Raw genomic sequence first — 24,115 nt, 5'->3', positions numbered from 1 at the left:
CAGCCATCCTGCTAAAGCTGCCGCAACTGAATTGACCCATCCGGAGTACTGAAATGGCCGAACAAGAAAACGGCGCTGCCGAACAACAGCCGCAAGTCAAGCTGAATACCCTGACACAGTTTGTGCGCGACCTGTCTTTCGAAAATATCCTAGCCCAAAAAGGTGGCGGTGGCGAAGTTCAGCCTGACGTCACCGTGGGCGTCAATCTTGATGCGAAAAAGCGCGCCGTCGAACACCAGTACGAAGTTTCGATGAAGCTGAATATCAATTCCAAAAACAAGGGAACCGGTGAAGCGCTTTTCATTTTGGAAATGGATTATGCGGGTGTTTTTCACATCGAAGGCGTTCCAGAGGATCAGATGCATCCTTTCCTTCTGATCGAATGCCCGCGGATGATTTTCCCATATGTTCGCCGTATCGTCAGCGACGTAACCCGCGACGGTGGATTTCCTCCGCTTAATCTTGAGAACATCGATTTCATGCAGCTTTACCGCAATGAACTGACACGCCGTCAGACCGAAGGCAAAAAGCCCGACGCCTAACCAAGCCTTTTCCAGACTGCGCCGTCACCCAGCGTTTCAACAAACGCATCATGGGCGGCGGCCTCTTCTTTGCTTAGTCTTGTTGGCAAAGGTTCAGGGCGCGGCTGTGGTCTCCAATCAGTTGATTCAATCTGCCCATGGCGCCCACCCGCTGACGACCCCTCGCTCAGGGCAAAGTCCGGTTGCCGTCCTCCGATAAGCTCGAGATAGACTTCGGCCAGAATTTCCGAGTCAAGCAAGGCCCCATGTAGTGTGCGGGTCGAGTTATCAATGCCAAACCGTCGGCACAGCGCGTCCAGTGACGCCGGCGAGCCGGGAAATTTTTTGCGCGCAATGGCCAGTGTATCAACCGCCTGCTCCCACGGAAGTTGCGGCAAGTTCAGCCATCCCAACTCGGCATTCAGGAATTTCATGTCGAATGCGGCGTTGTGAATAATAAGTTTGGCATCCTGGACAAAATCCAGAAAGCCCTGCGCGACTTTTGCAAAAACCGGTTTGCCTCGTAGAAAATCATCCCCCAGGCCATGCACCTCGAACGCTTCCTTTGGCATCGCGCGTTCTGGGTTGATATATTCGTGATATGTTCGGCCCGTGGGCATGTGGTTGTACAGTTCCACTGCCCCAATCTCGACAATCCGGTCACCCTGTTCAGGCTCGAAACCGGTGGTTTCCGTATCCAGAACGATTTCACGCATGGTTCAGCCCACCCCTGATGTCATTGACCACAGATTTAACCTGTTCGCGCGCATGCTCAAGCGTGTCTGTTTCTATTATGTAATCAGAACGCTTTCTTTTCTCGGCATCTGGCATTTGCTTGGCCATGATTGCCTCGAATTGCGCTGCGGTCATGTTTGCGCGTTCCAAAACGCGTTTTCGCTGTATTTCCGGTGAAACAGTGACGCATGCAACGGCGTCAACATAAAGATCGCCACCGGTTTCAAACAGTAGTGGAATGTCCAGTACGGCAATGTCAGCTGTTGTATCGTTCAGAAAGGCACGCCGGTCTTCGGCCACCAGCGGGTGCACAATTTGCTCGATCCGTCCAAGAATGGCCGGATCATTTGCAATCATCGCTTTCAGGCGTTCGCGTGAAACTGCATTATCAGCGATCGCGCCCGGAAACCGTTTGCTAATTGGTTCTACCGCAGCGCCACCTTTGGCATAAAGCCGATGCACCGCTGCATCCGCATCCCAAAGCACACATCCCTCATCGACAAACATCTGCGCGGTGGTCGATTTGCCCATCCCAATAGATCCGGTCAAACCCAGTTTGAAAGTCATCTCAAAGCCGCCGCGCGGGTTGCACTATCAACGTCCGGGCGCACGCCAAACCAGCGCTCAAACGCCGGAACCGCCTGATGCAGCAACATGCCAAGACCATCTACTGTCACACACCCCATTTTCTCGGCCTCGATTAAAAGCCGCGTCTTGAGTGGTGCATACACAAGATCGGTAACCAATGCGCCTTTTCTCAAACCATCCAGGGGTACCCGCAGCGGCGGTTTTCCAAGCATTCCCAGCGACGTTGTGTTCACCACCGTAGTTGCCTCTTCCAGAATATTGCCGGCCTTAACCCAGTCTACGACACGCAGTTTTTTACCAAAATCTGCCTGCAACGCTTCAGCTCTGACGCGGGTTCGATTGGAGATCAGGATCTCTGGCACACCCGCGTCCAGAAGCGCGGTAACAACGGCCCTAGCTGCCCCACCAGCCCCGAAAATTGCTGCCGGCCCCGCTGCCGGGTTCCAATCCGGCGCATTTTGCCTGAGATTCTGAATGAACCCGTAGCCATCGGTGTTATCCGCGTGAATCTTGCCATCTTTGCGAAAAATCAGGGTATTTGCCGCCCCGATCAAGGTTGCCCTGTCTGTCACCAGATCCGCCAGTTTCAAGGCGCTTTCCTTGTGTGGCACGGTAATGTTGACGCCCACAAACCCCATTTTCGGTAGGATTTTCAAAACATCAGCCAAATCATCACCAGTCACGTCCATGGGAATATAAAACCCTTTCAGACCATGCCGTTTCAACCAGTGACCATGCAATTGCGGCGATTTCGAATGTGCAATCGGCGTTCCGATAACGCCTGCAAGGGGTATCTTGTTTTCACTCATCACTCTAAATCTCCGCGTAACGTCAGGTAGGAAAGCAGGTCAAGCAATGGCAAGCCCAGGACCGTAAAATAGTCTCCCTGAATCTGAGTGAAAAGCCTGACTCCTTCTTCTTCCAATTTGTAGGCCCCAACAGAATGCCGGATACTTTCCCAGTTCTTTGCAACGTAGCTGTCCAGATAACTGTCAGAAAAATCTCTCATTGTCATCCGGACCACGCCAACATGGCGCCAGAGCGGTTTACCTGCTTCACAGATCACAACCGCTGACAACAGATCGTGCCGCTTGCCCCGCATCTGAACCAATTGCTCACGCGCGTCTTTCGGACTTTCCGGTTTCGACAATATCGTACTGCCAAGGCTTAACACCTGATCGCAACCAATCACCAAAGCGTCGGGGCGTTTCTGGCTGACTTTCATTGCTTTCAATTCAGCGAGCGCATCGGCAATATCTCGTGGTTTTGCCTGTTCAGCCAGCAAGGCATCGCGTACCATATCTTCATCCACCCGTGCCGGGATCACATCAAATTTCAGGCCGGCGTTTCGCAAAAGCTGTTGGCGAATTTCCGATCCCGAGGCCAGAATGAGGGGTTGCGACATGTGGAAAACTCTTTGGATATCTTAACATCTGTTTAAGAACAGTTCGCCCAGAAATCCATCCCGTACCAGAACTCCACAGGTATCAGTCCATATCGCCTGTTTTTGCGAAATCTGTCCCTTTGTGGAAAAGGAAAACTCTTCACTGGGGAAAAATCCATTTACACAATAGTTACCCATAAACCATCCACCGTCAGGATCTGAAATATTTTACGTAAACTATTAAAATATATTGGTTTAATTGACTTCCTAAATACCTATCCGCAAAGTTTTCCACACTCCAATCCTGCTGTTTAAAACTCTGGTCATAAGCCTTTAATCCACAGCTTGAGAGCCCCCATCTTAAACATCAACCTTTCTAATCTTTATTTTTATTATTAGAGAGAACCCAGAAATCGGGGGAAACTATGCAGGATTTTCTAATCGGCCTTTATCCCTGGACCAAGGCGTTTCATATCATGTCCGTGATTGCATGGATGGCAGGTATTTTCTATTTACCTCGTCTTTTTGTTTATCACGCAGAACAGTCTGTAGCTGGAGACAGCCACGACGAAATTTTTCAGACGATGGAGCTCAAGCTGTTCCGGGTGATTATGAACCCGGCAATGATTGCCACTTGGATTTTTGGGCTTATGCTCATTTTCACTCCTGGTATCGTGGATTGGTCTGCGATCTGGCCCTATACCAAAGGGGCGGGCATACTGACGATGACATGGTTTCATCATTGGCTTGGATATCGGCGAAAGGATTTCCTGAAAGGTCAGAATACTCTGTCAGGCCGGCACTACCGACTGATAAACGAAGTTCCGACTGTTCTGATGGTGATCATCGTCTTATCTGTTGTGGTCCGCTTCTGAGTTTCGTTGACTCCGCTATCCCGGATGCTTATGTAGCAGCCAAGCGCCCGTCCGGGTTGCCCGTTTTCCATCAACAAAATGAAACCTTCCCTGAACTCCGGGTTGGTTTAAAGGTATTTCCAAATGTCTGACGACCGTCTTAACCTGTTCGATCTCAAGGCCCACTCTGCCAAAGACCTGCTAACAATGGCGGAAGAGCTTGAGATTGAGAATGCTTCGACCATGCGCAAGGGCGAGATGATGTTCTCGATCCTCAAAGAGCGTGCTGATGAAGGTTGGGTAGTATTTGGCGATGGCGTTCTTGAAGTGTTGCAGGATGGCTTTGGATTTCTTCGCTCAACCGAAGCAAACTATCTGCCAGGTCCGGATGATATCTATGTTTCACCTGAGATGATCCGCCAGTACTCTTTGCGAACGGGTGACACAATTGAAGGCGAGATGAAGCAGCCCGACGAAAACGAACGTTACTTTGCACTGACCTCGGTAAGTCGGATCAACTATGAAGATCCGGAAAAAGCCCGCCATAAAATAGCTTTCGACAACCTGACGCCGCTTTACCCGGACGAGCGTATGACGATGGAAATTGAGGATCCGACAGTCAAAGACCGCTCGGCCCGTATTATCGATTTGGTCGCTCCGATCGGGAAAGGCCAGCGTTCGCTGATCGTGGCACCACCGCGCACGGGTAAAACCGTTCTGCTGCAGAATATTGCATCCAGCATCGCGGCAAACCATCCAGAATGCTATCTGATTGTTTTGCTGATTGATGAACGACCCGAAGAAGTTACCGACATGCAGCGGTCAGTCAAAGGCGAGGTTGTTAGTTCAACCTTTGATGAACCTGCCACGCGCCACGTAGCTGTGGCTGAAATGGTTATCGAAAAAGCCAAGCGTCTGGTCGAACATAAACGAGATGTTGTTATCCTTCTTGATTCGATCACAAGACTTGGTAGGGCCTTTAACACCGTTGTGCCTTCATCAGGTAAAGTTCTGACAGGTGGTGTGGATGCCAACGCGCTGCAGCGACCCAAGCGGTTTTTTGGTGCTGCGCGGAATATCGAAGAGGGCGGATCGTTGACCATCATCTCGACTGCGCTGATTGATACTGGCAGCCGCATGGATGAAGTGATCTTTGAAGAATTCAAAGGTACTGGTAACAGCGAGATCGTGCTCGATCGCAAGATCGCTGATAAGCGCGTCTTCCCGGCAATCGACATTCTGAAATCCGGGACCCGGAAAGAAGACCTGTTGATTAATAAAGTAGACCTGCAGAAAACCTTTGTCCTGCGGCGGATTCTCAACCCGATGGGTACCACTGATGCGGTCGAATTCCTGATTTCGAAACTCAAGCAAACCAAAACCAACGCCGAGTTTTTCGATTCAATGAACACCTGAGCTATCGCCGGTGCCGGGGCGTCATATGGACACGATCTATGCTCTTTCAACGGCGCAGGGTAAGGCGGGTGTGGCTATTGTTCGTGTGTCGGGACCACAGGCCTTTGACGCATGTATGGCCCTGTGTGGGGATGTTCCGGAACCTCGCAAGGCCGCTCTTCGCATACTGAAAGATGCTGACGGAATGCGGCTGGACGAAGCATTGGTTTTGACGTTTTCCGACAAACACAGCTTTACCGGCGAACCAATTGTCGAACTCCATTTACATGGCAGCGTTGCAGTTGTCTCTGCTGTCCTGTCATATTTGTCGCGAATACCCAATTTGCGCGCAGCTGAACCTGGTGAGTTTACCCGACGTGCCCTTGAAAATGGCCGGCTGGACCTGGCCCAGGTTGAAGGTTTGGCCGATCTCATCGATGCCGAGACCGAGGCGCAGCGCCGACAGGCCTTTCGCGTTTTGTCCGGCGATCTTGGGCGTAAATGCGAAGACTGGCGGCAAAAGCTGATACGCGCCGCAGCTCTGTTAGAGGCGACCATCGATTTCGCTGATGAAGAGGTGCCTGTCGACGTTTCGCCCGAGGTTACCTCGCTTGTGAACTCAGTGGTCGCGTCGCTAAAAACTGAAATTTCTGGCGTCGGTACTGCAGAACGTATCCGGACCGGGTTTGAAGTGGCGATTGTCGGCGCTCCGAATGTTGGTAAGTCCACGCTGCTCAATGCGTTGGCGGGACGTGATGCCGCGATAACCTCAGAATATGCGGGCACAACACGTGACGTGATCGAGGTTCGCATGGATTTGGGCGGTTTACCCGTGACGTTGCTGGATACCGCTGGTCTTCGCGAAACCGAGGATGTTGTTGAATCGATCGGTATCGAGCGCGCGCGCTCACGCGCTCAAATGGCGGATCTGCGGGTTTTTCTTACCATTGACGACGTCAGGCCAGATATAGATCCGGAACCAGAGGATATCTTTCTTAAGGCCAAAGCCGACCTGCTGGATGATCCTGCCGGTGCGGTGTCAGGTAAAACCGGTGCTGGTCTTACCGCGCTTGTTGAACAGATTACTAAGGTTCTCAAGGACCGGGCCGCATCTGCCGGTCTGGCCACCAGGGCTCGTCATAAGCAATCGATGGAACGGGGTGTCGAATCGTTGCAATCTGCGCTATCTCTGATGCCGCAGGGCGAAGAAACGGCTGATATCACCGCAGAAGAACTGAGAACAGCTATTCGTGCACTTGATTCTTTGGTAGGGCGCGTCGACATCGAAAATGTTCTGGATGAAATCTTTGCGAGCTTTTGCCTCGGGAAGTAAGGAGTGTTTCACGTGAAACATTTTGACGTAGCAGTTATAGGCGGCGGACATGCGGGTGCCGACGCGGCACACGCCGCCGCACGCATGGGCGCATCTACTGCATTGATTACCCTGAAAGCAGCGGGTATCGGTGTGATGTCGTGCAATCCTGCAATTGGTGGGCTTGGTAAAGGCCATCTGGTGCGGGAAATTGATGCGCTTGACGGCGTTATGGGCCGTGTGGCTGACGCTGCCGGTATTCAGTTCCGGCTTCTCAACCGTCGTAAAGGCCCTGCTGTACAAGGGCCGCGGGCCCAGGCTGACCGTAAAATATATCGTGAAACCATGCTGGCCGAGATTAACGCCCAACCCCACCTGACGGTGGTCGAAGGTGAAGTCGTTGATTTTATCATGAATGGTGATCGGGTTGCCGGTGTGGTTCTGGGCGATGGAAGTGAGATCAACGCTGGCGCGGTGGTGCTGACGACCGGTACCTTTTTGCGCGGTGTCATTCATATTGGTGATGTATCTCGCCCCGGCGGTCGTATGGGTGACAAACCTTCGATCAAACTGGCAGAGCGCATCGATTCCTTTGGTCTGACGCTTGGCCGCCTTAAAACTGGCACCCCGCCGCGACTGAATGGAAAAACAATCGCCTGGGATAAGCTTGAATCGCAGCCTGGTGATGACGACCCGGCTATGTTTTCGTTTCTGTCGAGTACGCCGCCTGCACGTCAGATCGCCTGTGGTATCACCCATACAAACGAAAAGACCCACGATATTATCCGCGGGAACCTTGAACGTTCTGCGATGTACGGTGGCCATATCGATGGGATCGGCCCGCGCTATTGCCCATCGATCGAAGACAAGATTGTACGGTTTGCGGATAAAACATCGCACCAAATTTTCCTTGAACCCGAAAGCCTATCGGATGACGTCGTCTATCCCAACGGTATTTCCACCTCATTGCCCAAGCAGGTTCAGTTGGATTATGTACGTTCTATCAAGGGGTTAGAGAATACCGAAATTCTGCAACCGGGTTATGCGATTGAATATGATTATGTTGACCCACGCGCTTTGGATGAAACCCTCGCTGTCAAAACTGTACCGGGCCTTTTTCTTGCGGGACAGATAAACGGAACCACTGGATATGAAGAGGCCGCCGCGCAGGGCCTGGTGGCTGGACTTAATGCGGCCCTAATGGTTCAGGGCAAAGCGCCTGCAATTTTCAGCCGCTCCAATAGCTACATCGGCGTTATGGTTGACGATCTGACAACCCGAGGTGTGACTGAACCCTATCGTATGTTCACGTCGCGTGCTGAGTTCCGTCTTTCGCTGCGTGCTGATAATGCCGATCAACGGCTTACGCCAGTGGGGTTGACGCTGGGATGTGTCGGCGAAAAGCGCAATTGTGTTTTTCAGGATAAGATGGCGCGTTTAGGGGCCGCCCGCGCGCAATTGGAAGGCCAAAAATTTACGCCGAAGTATCTTGGCGAAAAGGGATTGAAGGTTACTCAGGACGGATCGCGCCGAACAGGGTTCCAACTGTTGGCCTTTCCCGACATCGACTTTGCTGCCTTGCTAAAATTGGACCCCTCGCTTGAGGAGGTTGACACCGAAACGCGGGCGCAGTTGGAAAAAGATGCCCTTTATGCAAATTACATTGATCGCCAAAAACGCGATGTTGAAATGATGAAACGCGATGAGGCTCATGTCATTCCACCCGAGTTTGACTTTCTTTCCATCGAAGGTCTGTCAAACGAATTAAAATCCAAACTTTCCCATGCCCGCCCTGCAAATCTGTCGCAGGCTGGCAGGATAGACGGTATGACGCCCGCAGCCCTAACCTTGATTCTGGCACACCTGAGGCAGGGCAAGCGGGAAAAATCCGCATGATCACGTCTGATGGGTTGAATGTTTCACGTGAAACATTCGAAAGGCTGGAGTGCTACGCCGAGCTTTTGCGCAAGTGGAATCCAAAGATAAATCTGGTATCTAAATCCACAATCAGCGATTTATGGAAAAGACACATCCTTGATTCTGCGCAGATTTATGATTTGGCCCCACATCCAGTTACCCATTGGGTTGATCTAGGTACGGGGGGCGGGTTCCCTGGTATGGTTATTGCAATTATGGCTGCGGATTCGGGTTCGCCCATTCGAACAACGTTGGTCGAAAGCGATATGCGAAAATCGACGTTTCTGCGTACTGTCATCCGCGAGACCGGTATTCAGGCAGACGTGATCACCAAGCGCATCGAAGAGCTTCCGCCGATGAGAGCTGATGTTATTTCAGCCCGCGCTCTTGCCAACCTAACAACGCTTTTATCCTTTGCTGCAAGGCATTTGGCGCCGGATGGAATGGCAATCTTTCCCAAGGGCGCCAGCTGGGAAAAAGAATTGATGGATGCGCAATCCAAGTGGAAATTTGATGTACAGGTTGCTAAAAGCAAGACAGAAGACGGCCCCGTTATTCTGAGCATTACAGGAGTTGCAAGTGTCTGATCCCACCCGACCTCGCGGACCTAAGATCATTGCGGTTGCCAATCAAAAAGGCGGTGTGGGAAAAACCACCACGACAATCAATTTGGGTGCAGCTCTTGCCGAATCTGGCGCGCGCGTTCTGATCGTTGATCTGGACCCTCAGGGAAATGCATCAACCGGATTGGGGATTGAGGCTGACAAGCGTGAATTCACGACATATGAGCTGCTTTTAGAAGAAAATGATTTGAAAGATGTTATTCAGAAGACGTCAACTGAAAATCTGATGATCATTCCGGCAACGGTCGATCTCAGCTCGGCGGATATTGAGCTTATTTCCAATGAAAAACGCAGTTTTCTTCTTCATGACGCGCTGCGCCAGCACGCGATGGACCAATACAAACTGGATTATATTCTGATTGATTGCCCGCCGTCGCTGAACCTATTGACTGTCAATGCAATGGTTGCCGCGCATTCAGTTCTGGTACCGCTTCAAAGTGAATTTTTTGCGTTGGAAGGCTTATCGCAACTGATGTTAACGGTTCGCGAAGTACGCCAAACAGCCAATCCGAAACTGAGAATCGAGGGTGTTGTCCTGACCATGTTCGACACCCGAAACAACTTGTCTTCCCAGGTTGAACAGGATGCGCGCGAAAACTTGGGCGATCTTGTTTTCAACACGCGGATTCCGCGCAATGTTCGCCTGAGCGAGGCACCGTCTTACGCCGTATCAGTGCTTAGCTATGATTCCGGATCAAAAGGCGCCGAAGCCTACCGCGATCTGGCGCAGGAACTTATCGCAAATCAGTCGCGCATTGCCGCGTAGTCCAAAAAAGGAGCAGACAGTGGCCGATAAATCTCTGAAGAAACGCGGATTGGGCCGCGGCTTGTCAGCCCTGATGGCGGATGTCACCGAAGATTCGCGCCCAAACTCCGATGCTCCGAAGCGCCCGGATCTTATGGCACCCATTGAAAAAGTCAGCCCTAATCCTGAGCAACCCCGCCGCAGTTTCGATAAGGAACAGCTACAGGATCTGGCTGCGTCGATCGCTGAAAAAGGCATTATCCAACCGATCATCGTGCGCCCAAACCCAAAAAACCCTGATGCATATGAGATCGTCGCCGGTGAACGACGTTGGCGGGCTGCCCAGATCGCAAAATTGCACGAAGTTCCCGTTATTGTGCGGAGCTTCGACGATATCGAGGTTCTGGAAGTAGCGATTATCGAAAACATCCAACGTGCTGATCTGAATCCGGTGGAAGAGGCAGCCGGTTACAATCAGCTAATGCATAAATTCGGCCACACACAGGAAAAGCTGGCCGAGGTTCTGGGTAAAAGCCGTAGTCATATTGCGAACTCGGTTCGACTTCTTCAATTGCCGGATGAGGTTCAGACCTACCTGCGGGAAGGCAAGCTTTCAGCCGGTCACGCCCGCGCCTTGATCACATCAGATGATCCGGCAGCTTTGGCGCGCCGTGTAATACAAAAGAATCTGTCGGTGCGCGAAACGGAAAAGCTTGCCAAGTCCGGTCTGGGCGGCGGCACCGCCAATGGCGCCAAGCGCCCTGCATCGCAAATGGGCCAGGAAAAAGATGCGGACACAAAGGCGCTTGAAGGTGATTTGTCTGCGAACCTGGGGATGAAAGTCATCGTGGATCACAAGGCTGGTCATGAAAACGGCCAGATTACCATTAAATACCAAAGCTTGGATCAGCTCGATGATTTGTGTCGGATTTTAAGTTCTAACAGTTAGGGCGTGACCAAATGAAAGCCAAGACACATAGCAGTGTAACTCCTTGAATAAAAATGATTAATGGCCGTAATCCAAGTGCGATTGACAGGCCGAATACTGCCGCAATCGAAAGGGTCGAGATACGTTTTACTCTGGGGTTGATGCTGCCGTTGGTTTGCCAGTCAACAATCGCCGGGCCAAATCTGGGATGGGATAATAACCAGTTATGCAGACGCTCAGACGAGCGGGCAAAACAGAATGCGGCCAGCAGCATGAATGGGACCGTCGGTAATAGCGGCAGAGCAACTCCAGCCAGCCCAAGGCCGACGCAAATCAATCCCATGGCGGCCCAAAGAATGCGCATGTTTACCCCGGCAGAAGCTCCTTGATCACAGAGTTCAATACCATCCGTCCCTGATCTGTCACCCGGATTCGGCGCGGATCTGTTGAAATCATCCCGATCTCTTGCAAGTGCGCCAACGCATCCTGCGGCATCGGTGTCCCCGCCAGGGCCTGATAGCGATTTCGATCAATACCTTCGGTAATACGTAAACCCATCATGAGGTATTCTGCTGCTTGATCGGCACCAGATATAGATGTTTTTAATTTCTCGGGGTTTCCTGATGAAACGCCTTCCAGCCACCGGTTTGGCGCGCTCCAAGCTTCAGTCGCAAACTTTTGGTTTTCCTGTGTAATCCGTCCATGGGCGCCCGGGCCTATGCCAATATAATCCCCATAGCGCCAGTAGATAAGGTTATGTCGCGATTCCGCTCCAGGCCTTGCGTGGTTTGATACCTCATAGGCGGGGAATCCGGCAGCACCACAGACCTCCTGTGTTGCCTCATACATGTCCGCGGCACAATCATCTTCGGGAAGGCCGCGTAATTTACCGGCCGCATACCGATCACCAAAAGCCGTGCCGGATTCAATGGTCAATTGATAAAGCGACAGATGATCAACGGCCATCGACAATGCTTCGGTCAGTTCTTTGCGCCAGTTGTCCAGAGTTTGATCCTGACGAGCATAGATAAGGTCAAAGCTGACCCGATCAAAACATTCGCGCGCGATACCAAAGGCTTGCCTTGCCTCGGATACGGTATGAACCCGACCCAGTCGCCGCAGATCTTCGTCATTCAGCGCCTGAATACCCATCGATATTCGTGAAACACCTGCGTCGGCATAAGCTCTGAACCGCGCCGCTTCAACCGAACCGGGATTTGCCTCAAGCGTGACTTCAAGGTCATTGGCCGCGGGCCAAGTGCTACGAATCCGTTCCAGGATGGCCTGAACCACTTCGGGGTCCATCAGACTGGGCGTTCCGCCGCCGAAAAAAATTGAGTTAAGTACCCGACCGGGCAGTATCTCGCCATAGCGGTCAATTTCGGAAAGATAGGCGTCGCGCCACCTTACCTGATCAATCTTGTGTGCAACATGACTGTTAAAGTCGCAATAAGGGCATTTGGCCTGACAAAATGGCCAATGGATATAAAGGCCAAAGCCCCCCTGTTGCCAATCGTCAGGCAAAACAGCCGTTCACAAACTTGGCAAAGGCATCGGCGCGGTGGCTGATGCGGTTCTTTTCCCAACGGTCCATCTCGCCAAAGGTGATGTCATGACCCTGAGGCACAAATATCGGGTCGTATCCATGGCCTTTGTTGCCGCGCATTGGCCAGGTGATCTGCCCTTCGACGACGCCGGGAAATACTTCGTCATGTCCATCAGGCCAGGCCAACACCAAAGTACAGCAAAATCTTGCGGTCCAGGGGCCGGTTTCGCCGGTTTCCAGCAGCCTTGCATGCGTTTTTGTCATGGCCATGATGAAATCACGACCAGTCTCTGTTTCAGCCCAATCGGCGGTATAAACCCCTGGCGCACCGCTTAGTGCATCAATCTCGATGCCGGAATCATCCGACAAGGCGGGCAGGCCTGCTGCGCTGGCCGCAGCATGCGCTTTGATCCGGGCATTTCCGACAAATGTTGTTTCGGTTTCGTCCGGCTCTGCCAATCCCAGTTCAGCGGCCCCTATAACTTTCACCCCATAGGGGTGCAGCAGGCTGGCGATCTCTTCCAGTTTGCCCGCGTTATGCGTGGCCACCAGAAGAGTATCGCCTTCAAACCTACGCATTGACTGCCGCCAATTGGGCCGCCACCAGTGTATCAACGCCCTGTTCTGCCAGATCCATCAACTGATTCATTTGCTCGCGGGAATAAGTAGAGCCTTCGGCAGACATTTGTACTTCGATCAGCCGTTTGCTGGCTGTCATGATGAAATTGCCATCAACCCCGGCTTCGCTGTCTTCTGGGTAATCCAGATCCAGCACCGGTTGACCGGCATAAATTCCGCAGGATACTGCGGCCACCGGATCGACCATCGGGTCGCTGATCACATCGCCCGCCTTCATCAGCTTGTTCACCGCCAGCCGCAGGGCAACCCATCCGCCGGTGATCGACGCACAGCGCGTACCGCCATCAGCCTGAATAACATCGCAATCGACCGTGATCTGCCGTTCACCCAGGGCAACCCGATCAACGCCTGCCCGCAATGACCGGCCGATAAGACGTTGAATTTCAACGGTTCGGCCACCTTGTTTGCCTGCTGCTGCCTCGCGCCGCATACGGCTGGTGGTGGATCGGGGCAGCATACCGTATTCTGCGGTAACCCAGCCAAGACCGGATCCTTTGATAAAGGGCGGTACGCGGTCCTCGATCGTGGCGGTACACAAGACATGCGTGTCGCCCATCCGGATCATACACGATCCTTCTGCGTGCTTCGTTATGCCGGTTTCGATTGAAACCGCGCGCATATCACTTAAATCTCTACCCGAAGGCCGCATTGCAAATCCCCTATGTTTGTTGAAACCGGGGATACAGGTGACCGACCCGGGTTAGCAACCCCGATTGACCTTTTGCGCCAGCAGTCTTTAATGGCACGTCAGACAGGAAACACGCCAAAGATGAACGACGCCGGCAGGATATTAGAAGAAATGAACGACCGCTCGCGCGAGGTTTTTCGCCGGGTTGTCGAATCCTATCTGGCAACTGGTGATCCGGTGGGCTCGCGCACCCTGACCCGCGACATGAGCGAAAAGGTAAGTGCCGCCACCATTCGCAACGTGATGCAGGACCTTGAATATCTTGGACTACTGGACAGCCCGCATGTCAGTGCGGGCCGGGTGCCCACGCAGGAAGGGCTGCGTATGTTCGTTGATGGCTTGCTTGAAATCGGTGATCTGCAAAACGATGACCGCAGAACCATTGATGCGACCCTTGGCAGCAATTCTCAGGATGTCGCGGCCGCGCTTGATCGGGTCGGGTCGGCCCTGTCTGGTGTGACCCACGGCGCGTCATTGGTGCTGGCCCCGAAACACGAAGCTCCGATAAAGCATATTGAATTTGTCGGTCTGGGCCATGATCGGGCCCTTGTTGTGCTGGTTTTTGCCGATGGTCATGTTGAAAACCGCATTTTCAATCCGCCCCCTGGGCAAACGCCCAGTTCGATGCGCGAAGCGGCGAATTTCCTGAACGCGCTGATCGAAGGCAAAACGCTTTCGGATTTGCAGACCGTAATCGCAAAACAGATCAACGAACGGCGCCGGGAAATTGATCAGCTGGCCCATGCGATGGTTGAAAGCGGGCTGGCTGTCTGGGACGGAGAAAGCGAATCGTACGAACGCCTGATCGTTCGGGGCCGGGCGAATCTTTTGGGAAGCGAAACCGAAGAAGCTGAACTTGAGCGCATCCGAATCCTGTTTGACGACCTTGAGCGCAAGCGCGATATCGCAGAATTCCTTGAACTGACCGATGAAGGCGAAGGTGTACGCATTTTTATTGGCTCCGAGAACAAACTTTTCTCACTTTCGGGTTCCTCTTTGGTGGTCTCTCCCTATATGAACGCAGACCGTAAGATCATTGGCGCGGTGGGCGTCATTGGCCCGACGCGACTCAACTATGGACGAATAGTGCCGATCGTGAACTACACGGCACAGCTGGTTGGCAAACTGATCGCGGACCGGAGTTAGAGGTAAGACATGGCACAGCCACAGAACGACGATTTCCTGGACGATATCGAACAGGCAGAACAAGAAGAAATGGAACAGGACATCGCTGAATTCAGCGATGAAGCGATAGAGATCGATACATTGCGGGCCGAGCGCGACGCGCTGCAGGATAAATTCATGCGGGCCCTGGCAGATGCGGAAAATGCGCGCAAACGGTCTGAAAAAGACCGCCGCGAAGCTGAAAACTATGGTGGGTCAAAGCTGGCTCGTGACATGTTGCCGGTTCACGACAACATGAAACGCGCACTTGAGGCCGCGACTGACGAACAGCGCCAGATTGCCGCCGCTCTGATCGAAGGCGTCGAGATCACAATGCGCGAAATGCTCAGTGTCTTCTCGAAACATGGGATCAAGGTGATCTCGCCGCAGGTTGGCGATAAATTCGATCCGCAACAACACGAAGCCATGTTCGAGGCCCCCCTGCCCGGCACCAAGGCTGGCGACATCATTCAGGTCTCGGCAGATGGATTCATGCTGCACGACCGTATCCTGCGGCCGGCGCAAGTTGGCGTATCGTCCAATCGCGAATCATAAAACGCAAGGCGGGCTTCAGCCCGCCTTCTCTTGTAGCAACCCTTTAAGCTCGTAAATCAGATCCAGCGCATCGCGTGGGCTTAGTTCATCGGGCAAAATTTTGATCAGCCGCTCTTCCAGTTGCGAAGGCGCCTTTGGCCCCGGAGATTTCCCGGGCGCCGGACTGACAGCGAAAAGCGGCAGATCGTCAATCAGCGTTTTCTTCGCGGTGCCGCCTTCACGCTCGCCCTTTTCCAGGGCATCCAGCACAACGCGCGCTCGGTCCAGCACAGCGCTGGGCAGCCCTGCCAGCTTTGCTACCTGCACGCCATAGGAACGGTCTGCTGCGCCGCGCCGGACCTCGTGCATGAAAATGACATCGCCGTCATGTTCTTTCACCGTGACGGTTGCGTTTTCGACCTTGTCCAGCTTATCCGAAAGATTGGTCAGTTCGTGATAATGCGTGGCAAAAAGCGCCCGGCATTTGTTGACGTCGTGTAGGTATTCCAGCGTCGCCCAGGCAATCGACAGCCCGTCGTAAGTGGCAGTTCCGCGACCGATCTCATCCAGAATGACCAGCGCATGATCGTCTGCCTGATTAAGAATCGCCGCGGTTTCCACCATCTCGACCATAAAGGTTGACCGGCCCCGCGCCAGATCGTCGGATGCACCAACACGGCTGAACAGTTGGCTGACAAGCCCGACATGCGCTGCACGCGCGGGCACATAGCTGCCCATTTGCGCCAGCAGGGCAATCAGTGCGTTTTGCCGAAGAAATGTTGATTTACCTGCCATGTTTGGCCCGGTCAGCAACCAAATATCGCTGGTCTCACCCAGATCACAGTCGTTAGCAATAAACTGCGCCCCGTCTTGTGCGCGCAGCGCTTGCTCTACTACAGGATGGCGTCCGCCTTCGATATGAAGCGCGCGACTGCCATCCACCTTGGGCCGACACCAGTTTTCACCTTTTGCCAGATCAGCAAGCGCAGTTGCCAGATCCAGTTCAGCCAGCCCTTTTGCTGTTTGCCCGATAAGGGCAGATTGTTCCAGTATGGCTGATTTCAGCCGTTCATAGAGATGCTTTTCTGTTTCCAAAGCCCTTCCACCGGCATTCAGAATTTTGGTTTCCATCTCGCTTAGCGGAATGGTGGTAAATCTGACCTGATTGGCGGTGGTCTGGCGGTGTTTGAAAGTTTCGTTAAGGGGTTCAGACAGCATCTTGTCGGCGTGTGTGGCGGTTACCTCGACGAAATACCCAAGCACATTGTTGTGCTTGATCTTAAGCGAGGGGATGCCGGTCAGCCTGACATAATCGCCCTGCATCCCGGCGATCACGCTGCGCCCCTCATCGCGTAGTTGCCTGGCCTCGTCCAGATCGGTGTCATATCCCGGGGCGATAAATCCACCGTCGCGTACAAGCATGGGCGGCTCGGCCACCAGCGCCTGATCCAGCAAATCTAACAGCGTGTCGTGACCGGTTAATTCCCTGGCCGCGTCTTTCAGCAGTGGCGGCAGGTCCAATCCATCAAGTGCTGAGACAATTTCGGCGGCCTGGGCCAATCCATTGCGCACCGCGGCCAGATCCCGTGGCCCGCCGCGATCCAACCCCAGCCGCGATAGCGCCCGGTCCAGATCAGGCACCTTGCGCAACGCCCCGCGCAGATCGGTGCGAAACCGGCTCTGTTCCACCGCAAAACCCACGGTGTCCAGCCTATTTTGCACAACATCCAGAACTCGCGATGGGCTGGACAGCCTGCGTTCCAGTAAACGACCACCCCCTGCCGTGACCGTTCGGTCGATCACCGCCAGCAACGATCCGGCCTTTCCCCCCGACAGGGCATGGGTCAGTTCAAGGTTCCGCCGGGTGGCTGCGTCAATCTGCAGAACGCGGTCGTGGTTTTCCCGAACCGGTGCACGCAGCAGCGGCAGCCTTCCCTTTTGGGTGATCTCCAGATATTCAACAATGGCGCCCATCGCTGCCACTTCGGCGCGGCTGAATTGCCCAAAGGCGTCAAGCGTGCCGATACCAAACAGCGCACAAAGACGCTTTTCGCCCCCTGTGCTGTCAAATGCGGCGCGCCCTAACGGTGTAAGCGAGGCACCCGATTCAGACACTATTTCGGCCAAAGCGGCCTCATCTCCATCCGCGATGATTACCTCACTCGGGTTCAGACGCGCTAGTTCTGGGCCCAGACGCACGGTACTCATCGGCATTACGTGAAACGCACCAGTAGATATGTCCACCCAGGACATCGCGCATTCCCCCCGGACCTGGGCAAAGCTGGCCAGAAAATTATGCTGTCGCGCATCCAGCAGGCTTTCTTCGGTCAAGGTGCCCGGGGTAACTAACCGCACAACTTCGCGCCGTACCACCGATTTCGATCCGCGCTTTTTGGCCTCGGCGGGGTTTTCCATCTGCTCGCACACTGCCACGCGAAACCCCTTGCGGATCAGCGTTAGCAGATAACCTTCGGCGGCATGGAACGGCACACCGCACATGGCAATGTCTTCGCCCAGGTGTTTCCCCCTCTTGGTCAGCGCAATATCCAGCGCTTCGGCTGCGGCAACGGCATCGTCGAAAAACAATTCGTAGAAATCGCCCATCCGGTAGAACAAAAGCGCGTCAGGGTATTGCGCCTTGATCTCCAGATATTGCGCCATCATCGGCGTTACGGCTGATTTCGCAGACGTCACTTCAAGTCCCCCCGTTGGTTCTGGGAACCTTACAAACCACGCGCCATATGCGAAAGCCAAAACCGTGTTGTAGTTGAGGCTTGTGCAAACCCCCGCTATGCAGGGCAAAACCAACTAAATGGACGGTCCCCGCCATGGCGAAAATGAAGATCACCCGCGAAGAGGCACTTGCCTTTCACCTCGAGCCCACTCCCGGGAAGTTCGAAATTACGGCAACCGTGCCGATGACCACCCAGCGGGACCTCAGCCTTGCTTATTCCCCGGGCGTTGCTGTGCCCTGCGAGGAAATCGCCGCCAATCCCGAAACTGCTTATGATTACACCAACAAGGGTAACCTTGTGGCCGTCATCTCGAACGGCACCGCGGTGCTGGGTCTTGGCAATCTGGGCGCTGTCGCCTCGAAGCCCGTGATGGAGGGCAAGGCGGTTCTATTCAAGCGTTTCGCCGACGTGAATTCGATTGATATCGAACTGGATACCGAAGACCCCGAGGCGTTTATCAACGCGGTCAAACTTATGGGTCCGACCTTTGGCGGCATCAACCTTGAGGATATCAAGGCGCCTGAATGCTTCATCATCGAACAGCAGCTTAAAGAGATCATGGATATCCCCGTCTTCCATGACGATCAGCACGGCACCGCCGTGATCTGTGCCGCAGGCCTGATAAATGCGCTGCACATTTCAGGTAAGAAAATAGAAGACGTCAAAATTGTTCTCAACGGTGCGGGAGCTGCAGGAATCGCATGTATTGAACTACTGAAATCCATGGGGGCCAGACACGATAACTGCATCGTCTGCGACACCAAGGGCGTGATCTATCAAGGCCGCACCGAGGGCATGAACCAGTGGAAATCAGCCCATGCAGTCAAGACCGACCTGCGCGAGCTTGGCGAAGCGATGAAAGACGCCGACGTCTTTCTGGGCGTCAGCGTCAAGGGTGCTGTCACCGAAGACATGATCGCCTCGATGGCCGACAACCCGGTGATCTTTGCCATGGCCAACCCTGATCCCGAGATTACACCGGAAGAAGCGCATGCCGTTCGCGCCGATGCGATCGTTGCAACTGGCCGCTCGGATTATCCAAATCAGGTCAACAACGTTTTGGGCTTTCCGTATCTCTTTCGCGGTGCGCTGGATGTCCACGCCCGCGCAATCAACGATGAAATGAAAATCGCTTGCGCCCAGGCTCTGGCGAGCCTCGCGCGCGAGGATGTCCCGGATGAGGTTGCCATGGCCTACGGCCAAAAGCTCAGCTTTGGGCGTGACTACATCATTCCCACGCCATTTGATCCGCGGCTAATTTACACCATACCGCCCGCCGTCGCGCGGGCCTGCATGGATACAGGCGCCGCCCGTCGCCCGATCGTGGATATGGAGGCCTATGAGGTTTCGCTGAAGGCACGGATGGACCCCACGGCATCTATCCTTCGCTCGATCAACGCCCGTGCGCGAAACGCGCAGGCCCGTATGATCTTTGCCGAAGGCGATGATATCCGGGTGCTGCGCGCCGCTGTGCAATATCAGCGCACCGGGTTTGGCAAGGCTATCGTCATTGGCCGTGACGAGGACGTGAAAGCCAAGCTTGAGGCCGCCGGTCTGGGCGATGCCGTGCGTGAGATAGAAGTCACAAATGCCGCCAAATCTGCACGGCTGGAAGAGTATAAGGAATTCCTCTATCAGCGCCTGCAGCGCAAGGGTTTTGATCGCCACGATGTGCATCGTCTTGCTGCTCGCGACCGGCATGTTTTTTCGGCGCTGATGTTGGCGCATGGGCATGGTGACGGGCTGGTTACCGGAGCCACACGCAAGTCGGCACATGTGTTGCAGTTGATCAATCACGTGTTTGATGCCGGTGCCGAACACGGTGCTGCCGGTATTACGGCTTTGCTGCACAAGGGCCGGATCGTGATGATCGCGGATACGCTGGTGCACGAATGGCCGGATGAAGAGGATCTTGCCAACATCGCCGAGCGCGCCGCCGGCGTTGCGCGGCATCTGGGGCTGGAGCCGCGCGTCGCCTTCGTGTCGTTCTCGACGTTCGGGTATCCCCGGTCCGAACGCGCCGAAAAGATGCATCAGGCCCCCAAAGTTCTGGAAAAACGCGGCGTGGATTTCGAATTTGAAGGCGAGATGACAGTCGATGTGGCCCTGAACGTCACCGCGCAGGAAACCTACCCGTTCCAGCGCCTGTCCGGACCTGCCAACATTCTTGTGGTCCCCGCTCGGCACTCGGCCTCGATCTCTGTCAAGCTTATGCAGGAAATGGCGGGCGCCACGGTAATCGGTCCGATCCTGTCGGGCGTCGACAAATCAATCCAGATCTGTTCGTCCAACTTTACCGCTAATGATATCCTGAACATGGCCGTTCTGGCGGCATGCAAGGTAGGCTGAAACAGCGAATGATCTTCAATCTCGGCTCCATCAACGCCGATCATTTCTACCGGGTGCCGCATTTGCCGACTCCGGGCGAAACCCTTACCGCTATAGACTATTCAACCGATCTGGGCGGCAAGGGCGCCAATCAATCGGTGGCGGCGGTACGCGCGGGGTCAAAGGTTTGTCATATTGGGGCGGTCGGGCCCGGTGGCGCATGGATGGTCGATCGACTGACCGAGCTTGGCGTCGATACTCAACATATCGCGCGGATACCTACCCCCTCGGGCCACGCCATCATTACAATTGATGCGTTGGGCGAAAATGCCATTGTGATTTTTCCAGGCGCCAACCGGATGCTTGATCCAACGTGTCTTGAGCCCGCCCTTTCCTCGGCCCGGTCTGGCGATTGGCTGATGCTCCAAAACGAAACCTCGCTTCAGATCGACGCCGCCAGAATAGCCCGCGACCATGGCATGTCTGTTGCCTATTCAGCCGCACCGTTTGAAGTTGATGCGGTTCGTGCCGTGCTACCATATATCTCCGTGTTGCTTCTTAATTCGGTCGAGGCGCAACAGCTTTCAAAGGCGCTGTCTCAGCCGGTCGAGGATATCCCCGTGCCGCGCATCCTGATCACCCGTGGATCAAAAGGTGCGACATGGATCGACCGGGTTCGCGGTGAAACAGTCTCAATTCCAGCCTTCTCAGTCACACCGATCGACACTACCGGTGCAGGAGATACCTTTGCCGGATATCTGATCGCAGGCCTGTCTCAAGACCTTCCTCCAAGGGATGCCCTGATCCGGGCTGCTGCCGCTGCGGCGCTGAAGGTTCAACAAAAAGGGACAACCAAAGCCATCCCAAAGCTTGATCAGGTACTGGCTTTTCTGAACTAAAGCGTTTCGAGATTAAGCCGCACCTCAGATTGAAACCGAAACGCTTTAGTGCTTGCCGGCAAACGGGGCCGTTTCACCCCACAGTTGCCTGACCCTTGCATCACGACCGCATGCACTGCGGTACCGTTTATAGGCCTCCGATTGGCGCTTGAGACCAAACCGGGTTACCACCAGTTTTTTGCCTTTATAGTAATCCTGATGGTAGTCCTCTGCTTTATAGAATGTCTTTTCCGGCAGTATCGGCGTCACAATTTTTTGCCCAAGGGCCATTTCCGCCTCGGCTTTGGCCATTTCTGCATATTTCCGGTCTTCTGGGTCCGACACAAAAATTGCTGTCCGATAGCTGTCCCCACGGTCGCAGAATTGCCCGCCGGAATCAGTCGGGTCAATCGACCGAAAGAATAGTTCCAAAAGTTGCCCGGCATTCACCTGACCGGGGTCATAGGTGATTTGGACTGCCTCATAATGTCCGGTGCCACCACGAACGACATCTTTGTAGGTTGGGTTTTTCAAACTGCCACCAGTAAAGCCGGAAACCACTTCGGCAACGCCTTTCACTGACTCGAAATCGGATTCCACACACCAGAAACAGCCCCCTGCGACGGTCAGAACCTTGTTGCCTGCCGCCGCGGCCTTGTTCGAGTGCACGCAAAACCCTACCACGATCAACACTGCCAAAATCGCGGCCTTGATATCTTTCGCCTGTGATCTCATGGTCAAACCCTCCTGAACATGTACCCAACCTGTCTGATTTTGCTGCGCGCGCCAATTCACGACCCAGAGAAATCACAGCTTGGTGATGCAATTTTATCCCTTTGTATTGTCCCGCTATGAATATTTGAATCGTCACAAGCGGGACCTTTTTGATATGTATTTAGCCGAAACTCGCAAAAAATGGCGTTTTGTGTGCCCCGTACCCGGAAAGGATTGCCTGGCGGGCGGAAGCTCTGCAACAGTTTGACCCGCAGCTTGTCGAATACGATCCCGCCGGAGGTTACATTGTGAATGGGCAATTTGACGAGATGACGTCAAAGGCAAAAGTGATCGTTAAAACCGCACAGGTGGGCAACTCTGACGAACCGGATATTATTGACATTGAACCCGAAGTTGAATTCGAGGGCGCAGCAGATTCAGATCCGGACAACCTTTTCCAAACAGAGGACCTGCAGACTTATACCAAAACAGCGCGTCTTTACTTGCGAGAGACCTGGTAAACATCACAATCCCGGCATTTTGGTGTTGTCCGGTGTGACGTCATGTACAATTTGTACGCACCCATCCTGAACAACCCGGATTTTGTACGAAATCCACGTGCAAAACGTACAGACCGTACAAAATCGTCAGCGCTTGAGTCGACGATCCCGCGCTGCCAGCAGCTTTAGGCGCAGGGCCTGCAACTGAATGAATCCAGCGGCGTCTTTCTGGTCGTATGCGCCTGCATCATCTTCGAACGTCACGTGTGCCTCGGAATACAAAGAATGTTCCGACCAGCGCCCAACCGTGCGGGCAAGGCCCTTGTAAAGCTTCAGGCGAACGGTGCCAGTCACATGATCTTGTGATTTGTCGATGGCTGCCTGCAACATCTCGCGTTCCGGGCTGAACCAAAAGCCGTTATATATCAGCTCGGCATATTGCGGCATCAGTTGATCTTTCAGGTGCATGGCACCCCGATCCATGGTGATCGACTCGATTCCGCGATGCGCCTCCAGCAGAATGGTGCCACCGGGGGTTTCATAGATGCCCCGCGATTTCATGCCCACAAAGCGCCCCTCGACCAGGTCAAGCCGGCCGATGCCATGCTTTCCGCCAAATTCATTCAGCTTTGTCAATATGCTAGCAGGGCTAAGCGCTTCGCCGTTGATGCTAACTGGATCACCCTTTTCAAAGCCGATTTCGATGAATTCCGGCTCACTCGGCGCATCTTCGGGGTGTACGGTGCGCTGGTAAACGTAATCTGGTGCAGCCTCGGCCGGGTCTTCCAGAACCTTGCCTTCACTTGAGGTATGCAGCAGGTTCGCATCCACTGAGAACGGTGCTTCGCCGCGCTTGTCCTTGGCGATGGGAATTTGATTTTTTTCAGCAAAATCAAGCAGTTTTGTCCGGCTGGTCAGATCCCATTCGCGCCAGGGTGCAATCACTTTGATCTCGGGATTCAGTGCATAGGCCGCTAGTTCAAATCGTACCTGATCGTTGCCTTTGCCGGTCGCCCCATGTGCCACAGCATCTGCGCCGGTTTCTGCCGCGATCTCAACTAAACGCTTTGAAATCAGGGGCCTGGCAATGGATGTGCCCAGCAGATACAGCCCCTCATATACGGCATTGGCGCGGAACATCGGGAACACAAAATCGCGTACGAACTCTTCGCGTACGTCTTCGATATAGATATTTTCTGGCTTTATTCCAAGAAGCTCTGCCTTTTGGCGCGCGGGTTCCAGTTCTTCACCCTGGCCCAAATCAGCGGTGAATGTCACCACTTCGCAGCCATACTCTGTCTGCAACCATTTCAGAATAATCGAGGTATCAAGACCACCGGAATAGGCCAGCACAACTTTCTTGGGCGCAGACATCAGTTTCCCTTTC

24 protein-coding genes are annotated in these 24,115 nt (G+C 53.8%); 13 read left to right on the top strand and 11 right to left on the bottom strand.

From position 1 onward, the window contains the following. The first annotated feature begins 53 nt into the window (after positions 1–53). Entirely contained in the window at positions 54–542 is a 489-nt protein-coding gene (gene secB / locus PEL8287_RS10825) for a protein-export chaperone SecB (RefSeq protein WP_085892421.1), read from the top strand. On the opposite strand, the gene dnaQ is transcribed toward secB, so the two are convergent. The 4 genes from dnaQ to PEL8287_RS10805 are packed head-to-tail and all read right to left on the bottom strand — an operon-like array spanning position 539 to position 3,249. After that, a complete protein-coding gene (dnaQ, locus tag PEL8287_RS10820; RefSeq protein WP_085892420.1) occupies positions 539–1,237 on the bottom strand; it encodes a DNA polymerase III subunit epsilon in 699 nt (232 codons plus the stop codon). The genes secB and dnaQ overlap by 4 nt on opposite strands. Further along, entirely contained in the window at positions 1,230–1,823 is a 594-nt protein-coding gene (gene coaE / locus PEL8287_RS10815; RefSeq protein WP_085892419.1) for a dephospho-CoA kinase, read from the bottom strand. The genes dnaQ and coaE overlap by 8 nt, the downstream gene beginning before the upstream one ends. Beyond that, positions 1,820–2,653 carry a shikimate dehydrogenase gene (locus PEL8287_RS10810; protein ID WP_085892418.1) on the bottom strand — a complete coding sequence of 278 codons (834 nt, stop codon included), beginning with the start codon at positions 2,651–2,653 and terminating at the stop codon, positions 1,820–1,822. Before PEL8287_RS10810 ends, coaE begins: the two co-directional genes overlap by 4 nt. Further along, positions 2,653–3,249 carry a Maf family protein gene (locus tag PEL8287_RS10805; protein WP_085892417.1) on the bottom strand — a complete coding sequence of 199 codons (597 nt, stop codon included), beginning with the start codon at positions 3,247–3,249 and terminating at the stop codon, positions 2,653–2,655. The genes PEL8287_RS10810 and PEL8287_RS10805 overlap by 1 nt, the downstream gene beginning before the upstream one ends. Before the next feature lie 404 nt (positions 3,250–3,653). Here PEL8287_RS10805 and hemJ point away from each other — a divergent pair, with 404 nt between their 5' ends. The 7 genes from hemJ (at position 3,654) to PEL8287_RS10770 (ending at position 11,023) form a co-directional block, all read left to right on the top strand. After that, positions 3,654–4,103 carry a protoporphyrinogen oxidase HemJ gene (hemJ, locus tag PEL8287_RS10800; RefSeq protein ID WP_085892416.1) on the top strand — a complete coding sequence of 150 codons (450 nt, stop codon included), beginning with the start codon at positions 3,654–3,656 and terminating at the stop codon, positions 4,101–4,103. A gap of 123 nt (positions 4,104–4,226) precedes the next feature. Further along, positions 4,227–5,498 (top strand): transcription termination factor Rho, encoded by a 1,272-nt coding sequence (gene rho / locus PEL8287_RS10795; protein ID WP_085892415.1) that lies wholly within the window; start codon positions 4,227–4,229, stop codon positions 5,496–5,498. Positions 5,499–5,523: 25 nt separating this feature from the next. Next, positions 5,524–6,810, top strand: coding sequence for a tRNA uridine-5-carboxymethylaminomethyl(34) synthesis GTPase MnmE (gene mnmE / locus PEL8287_RS10790; RefSeq protein ID WP_085892414.1), 1,287 nt, complete (start codon positions 5,524–5,526; stop codon positions 6,808–6,810). 12 nt (positions 6,811–6,822) lie between these two features. Further along, positions 6,823–8,685: a tRNA uridine-5-carboxymethylaminomethyl(34) synthesis enzyme MnmG gene (mnmG, locus tag PEL8287_RS10785; protein WP_085892635.1), complete on the top strand. Its 1,863-nt coding sequence runs from the start codon at positions 6,823–6,825 to the stop codon at positions 8,683–8,685. Then, on the top strand, positions 8,682–9,293 hold the full coding sequence (gene rsmG / locus PEL8287_RS10780; RefSeq protein WP_085892413.1) for a 16S rRNA (guanine(527)-N(7))-methyltransferase RsmG: 612 nt from the start codon (positions 8,682–8,684) through the stop codon (positions 9,291–9,293). Before mnmG ends, rsmG begins: the two co-directional genes overlap by 4 nt. Beyond that, complete coding sequence (locus PEL8287_RS10775; RefSeq protein WP_085892412.1) at positions 9,286–10,095, top strand: ParA family protein; 810 nt, start codon at positions 9,286–9,288, stop codon at positions 10,093–10,095. Before rsmG ends, PEL8287_RS10775 begins: the two co-directional genes overlap by 8 nt. A gap of 73 nt (positions 10,096–10,168) precedes the next feature. Continuing rightward, complete coding sequence (locus PEL8287_RS10770) at positions 10,169–11,023, top strand: ParB/RepB/Spo0J family partition protein (protein WP_085892634.1); 855 nt, start codon at positions 10,169–10,171, stop codon at positions 11,021–11,023. On the opposite strand, the gene PEL8287_RS10765 is transcribed toward PEL8287_RS10770, so the two are convergent. The 4 genes from PEL8287_RS10765 to rph are packed head-to-tail and all read right to left on the bottom strand — an operon-like array spanning position 11,013 to position 13,836. Beyond that, a complete protein-coding gene (locus PEL8287_RS10765; protein WP_085892411.1) occupies positions 11,013–11,366 on the bottom strand; it encodes a YbaN family protein in 354 nt (117 codons plus the stop codon). The genes PEL8287_RS10770 and PEL8287_RS10765 overlap by 11 nt on opposite strands. A 2-nt stretch (positions 11,367–11,368) precedes the next feature. Further along, positions 11,369–12,526, bottom strand: coding sequence for a radical SAM family heme chaperone HemW (gene hemW, locus PEL8287_RS10760; RefSeq protein WP_085892410.1), 1,158 nt, complete (start codon positions 12,524–12,526; stop codon positions 11,369–11,371). Then, positions 12,519–13,127, bottom strand: a complete 609-nt coding sequence (gene rdgB, locus PEL8287_RS10755; RefSeq protein WP_085892409.1) for an RdgB/HAM1 family non-canonical purine NTP pyrophosphatase — start codon at positions 13,125–13,127, stop codon at positions 12,519–12,521. The genes hemW and rdgB overlap by 8 nt, the downstream gene beginning before the upstream one ends. Continuing rightward, positions 13,120–13,836: a ribonuclease PH gene (gene rph, locus PEL8287_RS10750; protein ID WP_085892408.1), complete on the bottom strand. Its 717-nt coding sequence runs from the start codon at positions 13,834–13,836 to the stop codon at positions 13,120–13,122. The genes rdgB and rph overlap by 8 nt, the downstream gene beginning before the upstream one ends. A 120-nt stretch (positions 13,837–13,956) precedes the next feature. On the opposite strand from rph, the gene hrcA reads away from it, so the two are divergent. Then, positions 13,957–15,021, top strand: coding sequence for a heat-inducible transcriptional repressor HrcA (gene hrcA, locus PEL8287_RS10745; RefSeq protein WP_085892633.1), 1,065 nt, complete (start codon positions 13,957–13,959; stop codon positions 15,019–15,021). 9 nt (positions 15,022–15,030) lie between these two features. Beyond that, positions 15,031–15,594, top strand: coding sequence for a nucleotide exchange factor GrpE (locus PEL8287_RS10740; protein ID WP_085892407.1), 564 nt, complete (start codon positions 15,031–15,033; stop codon positions 15,592–15,594). A 15-nt stretch (positions 15,595–15,609) separates the two neighbouring features. Here PEL8287_RS10740 and mutS read toward each other — a convergent pair whose 3' ends face one another. Continuing rightward, positions 15,610–18,237: a DNA mismatch repair protein MutS gene (gene mutS, locus PEL8287_RS10735; protein ID WP_085892406.1), complete on the bottom strand. Its 2,628-nt coding sequence runs from the start codon at positions 18,235–18,237 to the stop codon at positions 15,610–15,612. Between the two features lie 164 nt (positions 18,238–18,401). Here mutS and PEL8287_RS10730 point away from each other — a divergent pair, with 164 nt between their 5' ends. Together PEL8287_RS10730 and PEL8287_RS10725 are read left to right on the top strand one after the other, a co-directional pair. Next, positions 18,402–20,657 carry an NADP-dependent malic enzyme gene (locus PEL8287_RS10730; protein ID WP_085892405.1) on the top strand — a complete coding sequence of 752 codons (2,256 nt, stop codon included), beginning with the start codon at positions 18,402–18,404 and terminating at the stop codon, positions 20,655–20,657. A gap of 8 nt (positions 20,658–20,665) precedes the next feature. After that, positions 20,666–21,535 (top strand): ribokinase, encoded by an 870-nt coding sequence (locus PEL8287_RS10725; RefSeq protein ID WP_085892404.1) that lies wholly within the window; start codon positions 20,666–20,668, stop codon positions 21,533–21,535. A 45-nt stretch (positions 21,536–21,580) separates the two neighbouring features. Here PEL8287_RS10725 and msrA read toward each other — a convergent pair whose 3' ends face one another. Next, entirely contained in the window at positions 21,581–22,249 is a 669-nt protein-coding gene (gene msrA, locus PEL8287_RS10720) for a peptide-methionine (S)-S-oxide reductase MsrA (protein ID WP_085892403.1), read from the bottom strand. Positions 22,250–22,536: 287 nt separating this feature from the next. Between msrA and PEL8287_RS10715 the strand changes: the two genes are divergently transcribed. After that, positions 22,537–22,749, top strand: coding sequence for a hypothetical protein (locus PEL8287_RS10715; RefSeq protein ID WP_139837770.1), 213 nt, complete (start codon positions 22,537–22,539; stop codon positions 22,747–22,749). Positions 22,750–22,875: 126 nt separating this feature from the next. Here PEL8287_RS10715 and PEL8287_RS10710 read toward each other — a convergent pair whose 3' ends face one another. Continuing rightward, entirely contained in the window at positions 22,876–24,102 is a 1,227-nt protein-coding gene (locus tag PEL8287_RS10710) for an argininosuccinate synthase (protein ID WP_085892401.1), read from the bottom strand. Between the last annotated feature and the right edge of the window lie 13 nt (positions 24,103–24,115).

Origin of the sequence: Roseovarius litorisediminis (genome assembly GCF_900172295.1) — a bacterium.
Classification (GTDB): Bacteria; Pseudomonadota; Alphaproteobacteria; order Rhodobacterales; family Rhodobacteraceae; genus Roseovarius; species Roseovarius litorisediminis.
The sequence above is the reverse complement of the archived record's forward strand: the minus strand, read 5'-3'. Positions and strand labels throughout refer to the sequence as shown.

What these genes read in the sequence shown, in the direction of transcription:
- PEL8287_RS10710 (WP_085892401.1), bottom strand. Translation starts at nt 24,102, where the DNA reads ATGTCTGCGCCCAAGAAAGTTGTGCTGGCCTATTCCGGTGGTCTTGAT.
- hemJ (WP_085892416.1), top strand. Translation starts at nt 3,654, where the DNA reads ATGCAGGATTTTCTAATCGGCCTTTATCCCTGGACCAAGGCGTTTCAT.
- PEL8287_RS10765 (WP_085892411.1), bottom strand. Translation starts at nt 11,366, where the DNA reads ATGCGCATTCTTTGGGCCGCCATGGGATTGATTTGCGTCGGCCTTGGG.
- hrcA (WP_085892633.1), top strand. Translation starts at nt 13,957, where the DNA reads ATGAACGACGCCGGCAGGATATTAGAAGAAATGAACGACCGCTCGCGC.
- dnaQ (WP_085892420.1), bottom strand. Translation starts at nt 1,237, where the DNA reads ATGCGTGAAATCGTTCTGGATACGGAAACCACCGGTTTCGAGCCTGAA.
- rho (WP_085892415.1), top strand. Translation starts at nt 4,227, where the DNA reads ATGTCTGACGACCGTCTTAACCTGTTCGATCTCAAGGCCCACTCTGCC.
- mnmE (WP_085892414.1), top strand. Translation starts at nt 5,524, where the DNA reads ATGGACACGATCTATGCTCTTTCAACGGCGCAGGGTAAGGCGGGTGTG.
- msrA (WP_085892403.1), bottom strand. Translation starts at nt 22,249, where the DNA reads ATGAGATCACAGGCGAAAGATATCAAGGCCGCGATTTTGGCAGTGTTG.
- coaE (WP_085892419.1), bottom strand. Translation starts at nt 1,823, where the DNA reads ATGACTTTCAAACTGGGTTTGACCGGATCTATTGGGATGGGCAAATCG.
- rph (WP_085892408.1), bottom strand. Translation starts at nt 13,836, where the DNA reads ATGCGGCCTTCGGGTAGAGATTTAAGTGATATGCGCGCGGTTTCAATC.
- PEL8287_RS10725 (WP_085892404.1), top strand. Translation starts at nt 20,666, where the DNA reads ATGATCTTCAATCTCGGCTCCATCAACGCCGATCATTTCTACCGGGTG.
- PEL8287_RS10810 (WP_085892418.1), bottom strand. Translation starts at nt 2,653, where the DNA reads ATGAGTGAAAACAAGATACCCCTTGCAGGCGTTATCGGAACGCCGATT.
- mutS (WP_085892406.1), bottom strand. Translation starts at nt 18,237, where the DNA reads ATGATGGCGCAATATCTGGAGATCAAGGCGCAATACCCTGACGCGCTT.
- rdgB (WP_085892409.1), bottom strand. Translation starts at nt 13,127, where the DNA reads ATGCGTAGGTTTGAAGGCGATACTCTTCTGGTGGCCACGCATAACGCG.
- rsmG (WP_085892413.1), top strand. Translation starts at nt 8,682, where the DNA reads ATGATCACGTCTGATGGGTTGAATGTTTCACGTGAAACATTCGAAAGG.
- PEL8287_RS10805 (WP_085892417.1), bottom strand. Translation starts at nt 3,249, where the DNA reads ATGTCGCAACCCCTCATTCTGGCCTCGGGATCGGAAATTCGCCAACAG.
- PEL8287_RS10730 (WP_085892405.1), top strand. Translation starts at nt 18,402, where the DNA reads ATGGCGAAAATGAAGATCACCCGCGAAGAGGCACTTGCCTTTCACCTC.
- secB (WP_085892421.1), top strand. Translation starts at nt 54, where the DNA reads ATGGCCGAACAAGAAAACGGCGCTGCCGAACAACAGCCGCAAGTCAAG.
- PEL8287_RS10740 (WP_085892407.1), top strand. Translation starts at nt 15,031, where the DNA reads ATGGCACAGCCACAGAACGACGATTTCCTGGACGATATCGAACAGGCA.
- PEL8287_RS10770 (WP_085892634.1), top strand. Translation starts at nt 10,169, where the DNA reads ATGGCGGATGTCACCGAAGATTCGCGCCCAAACTCCGATGCTCCGAAG.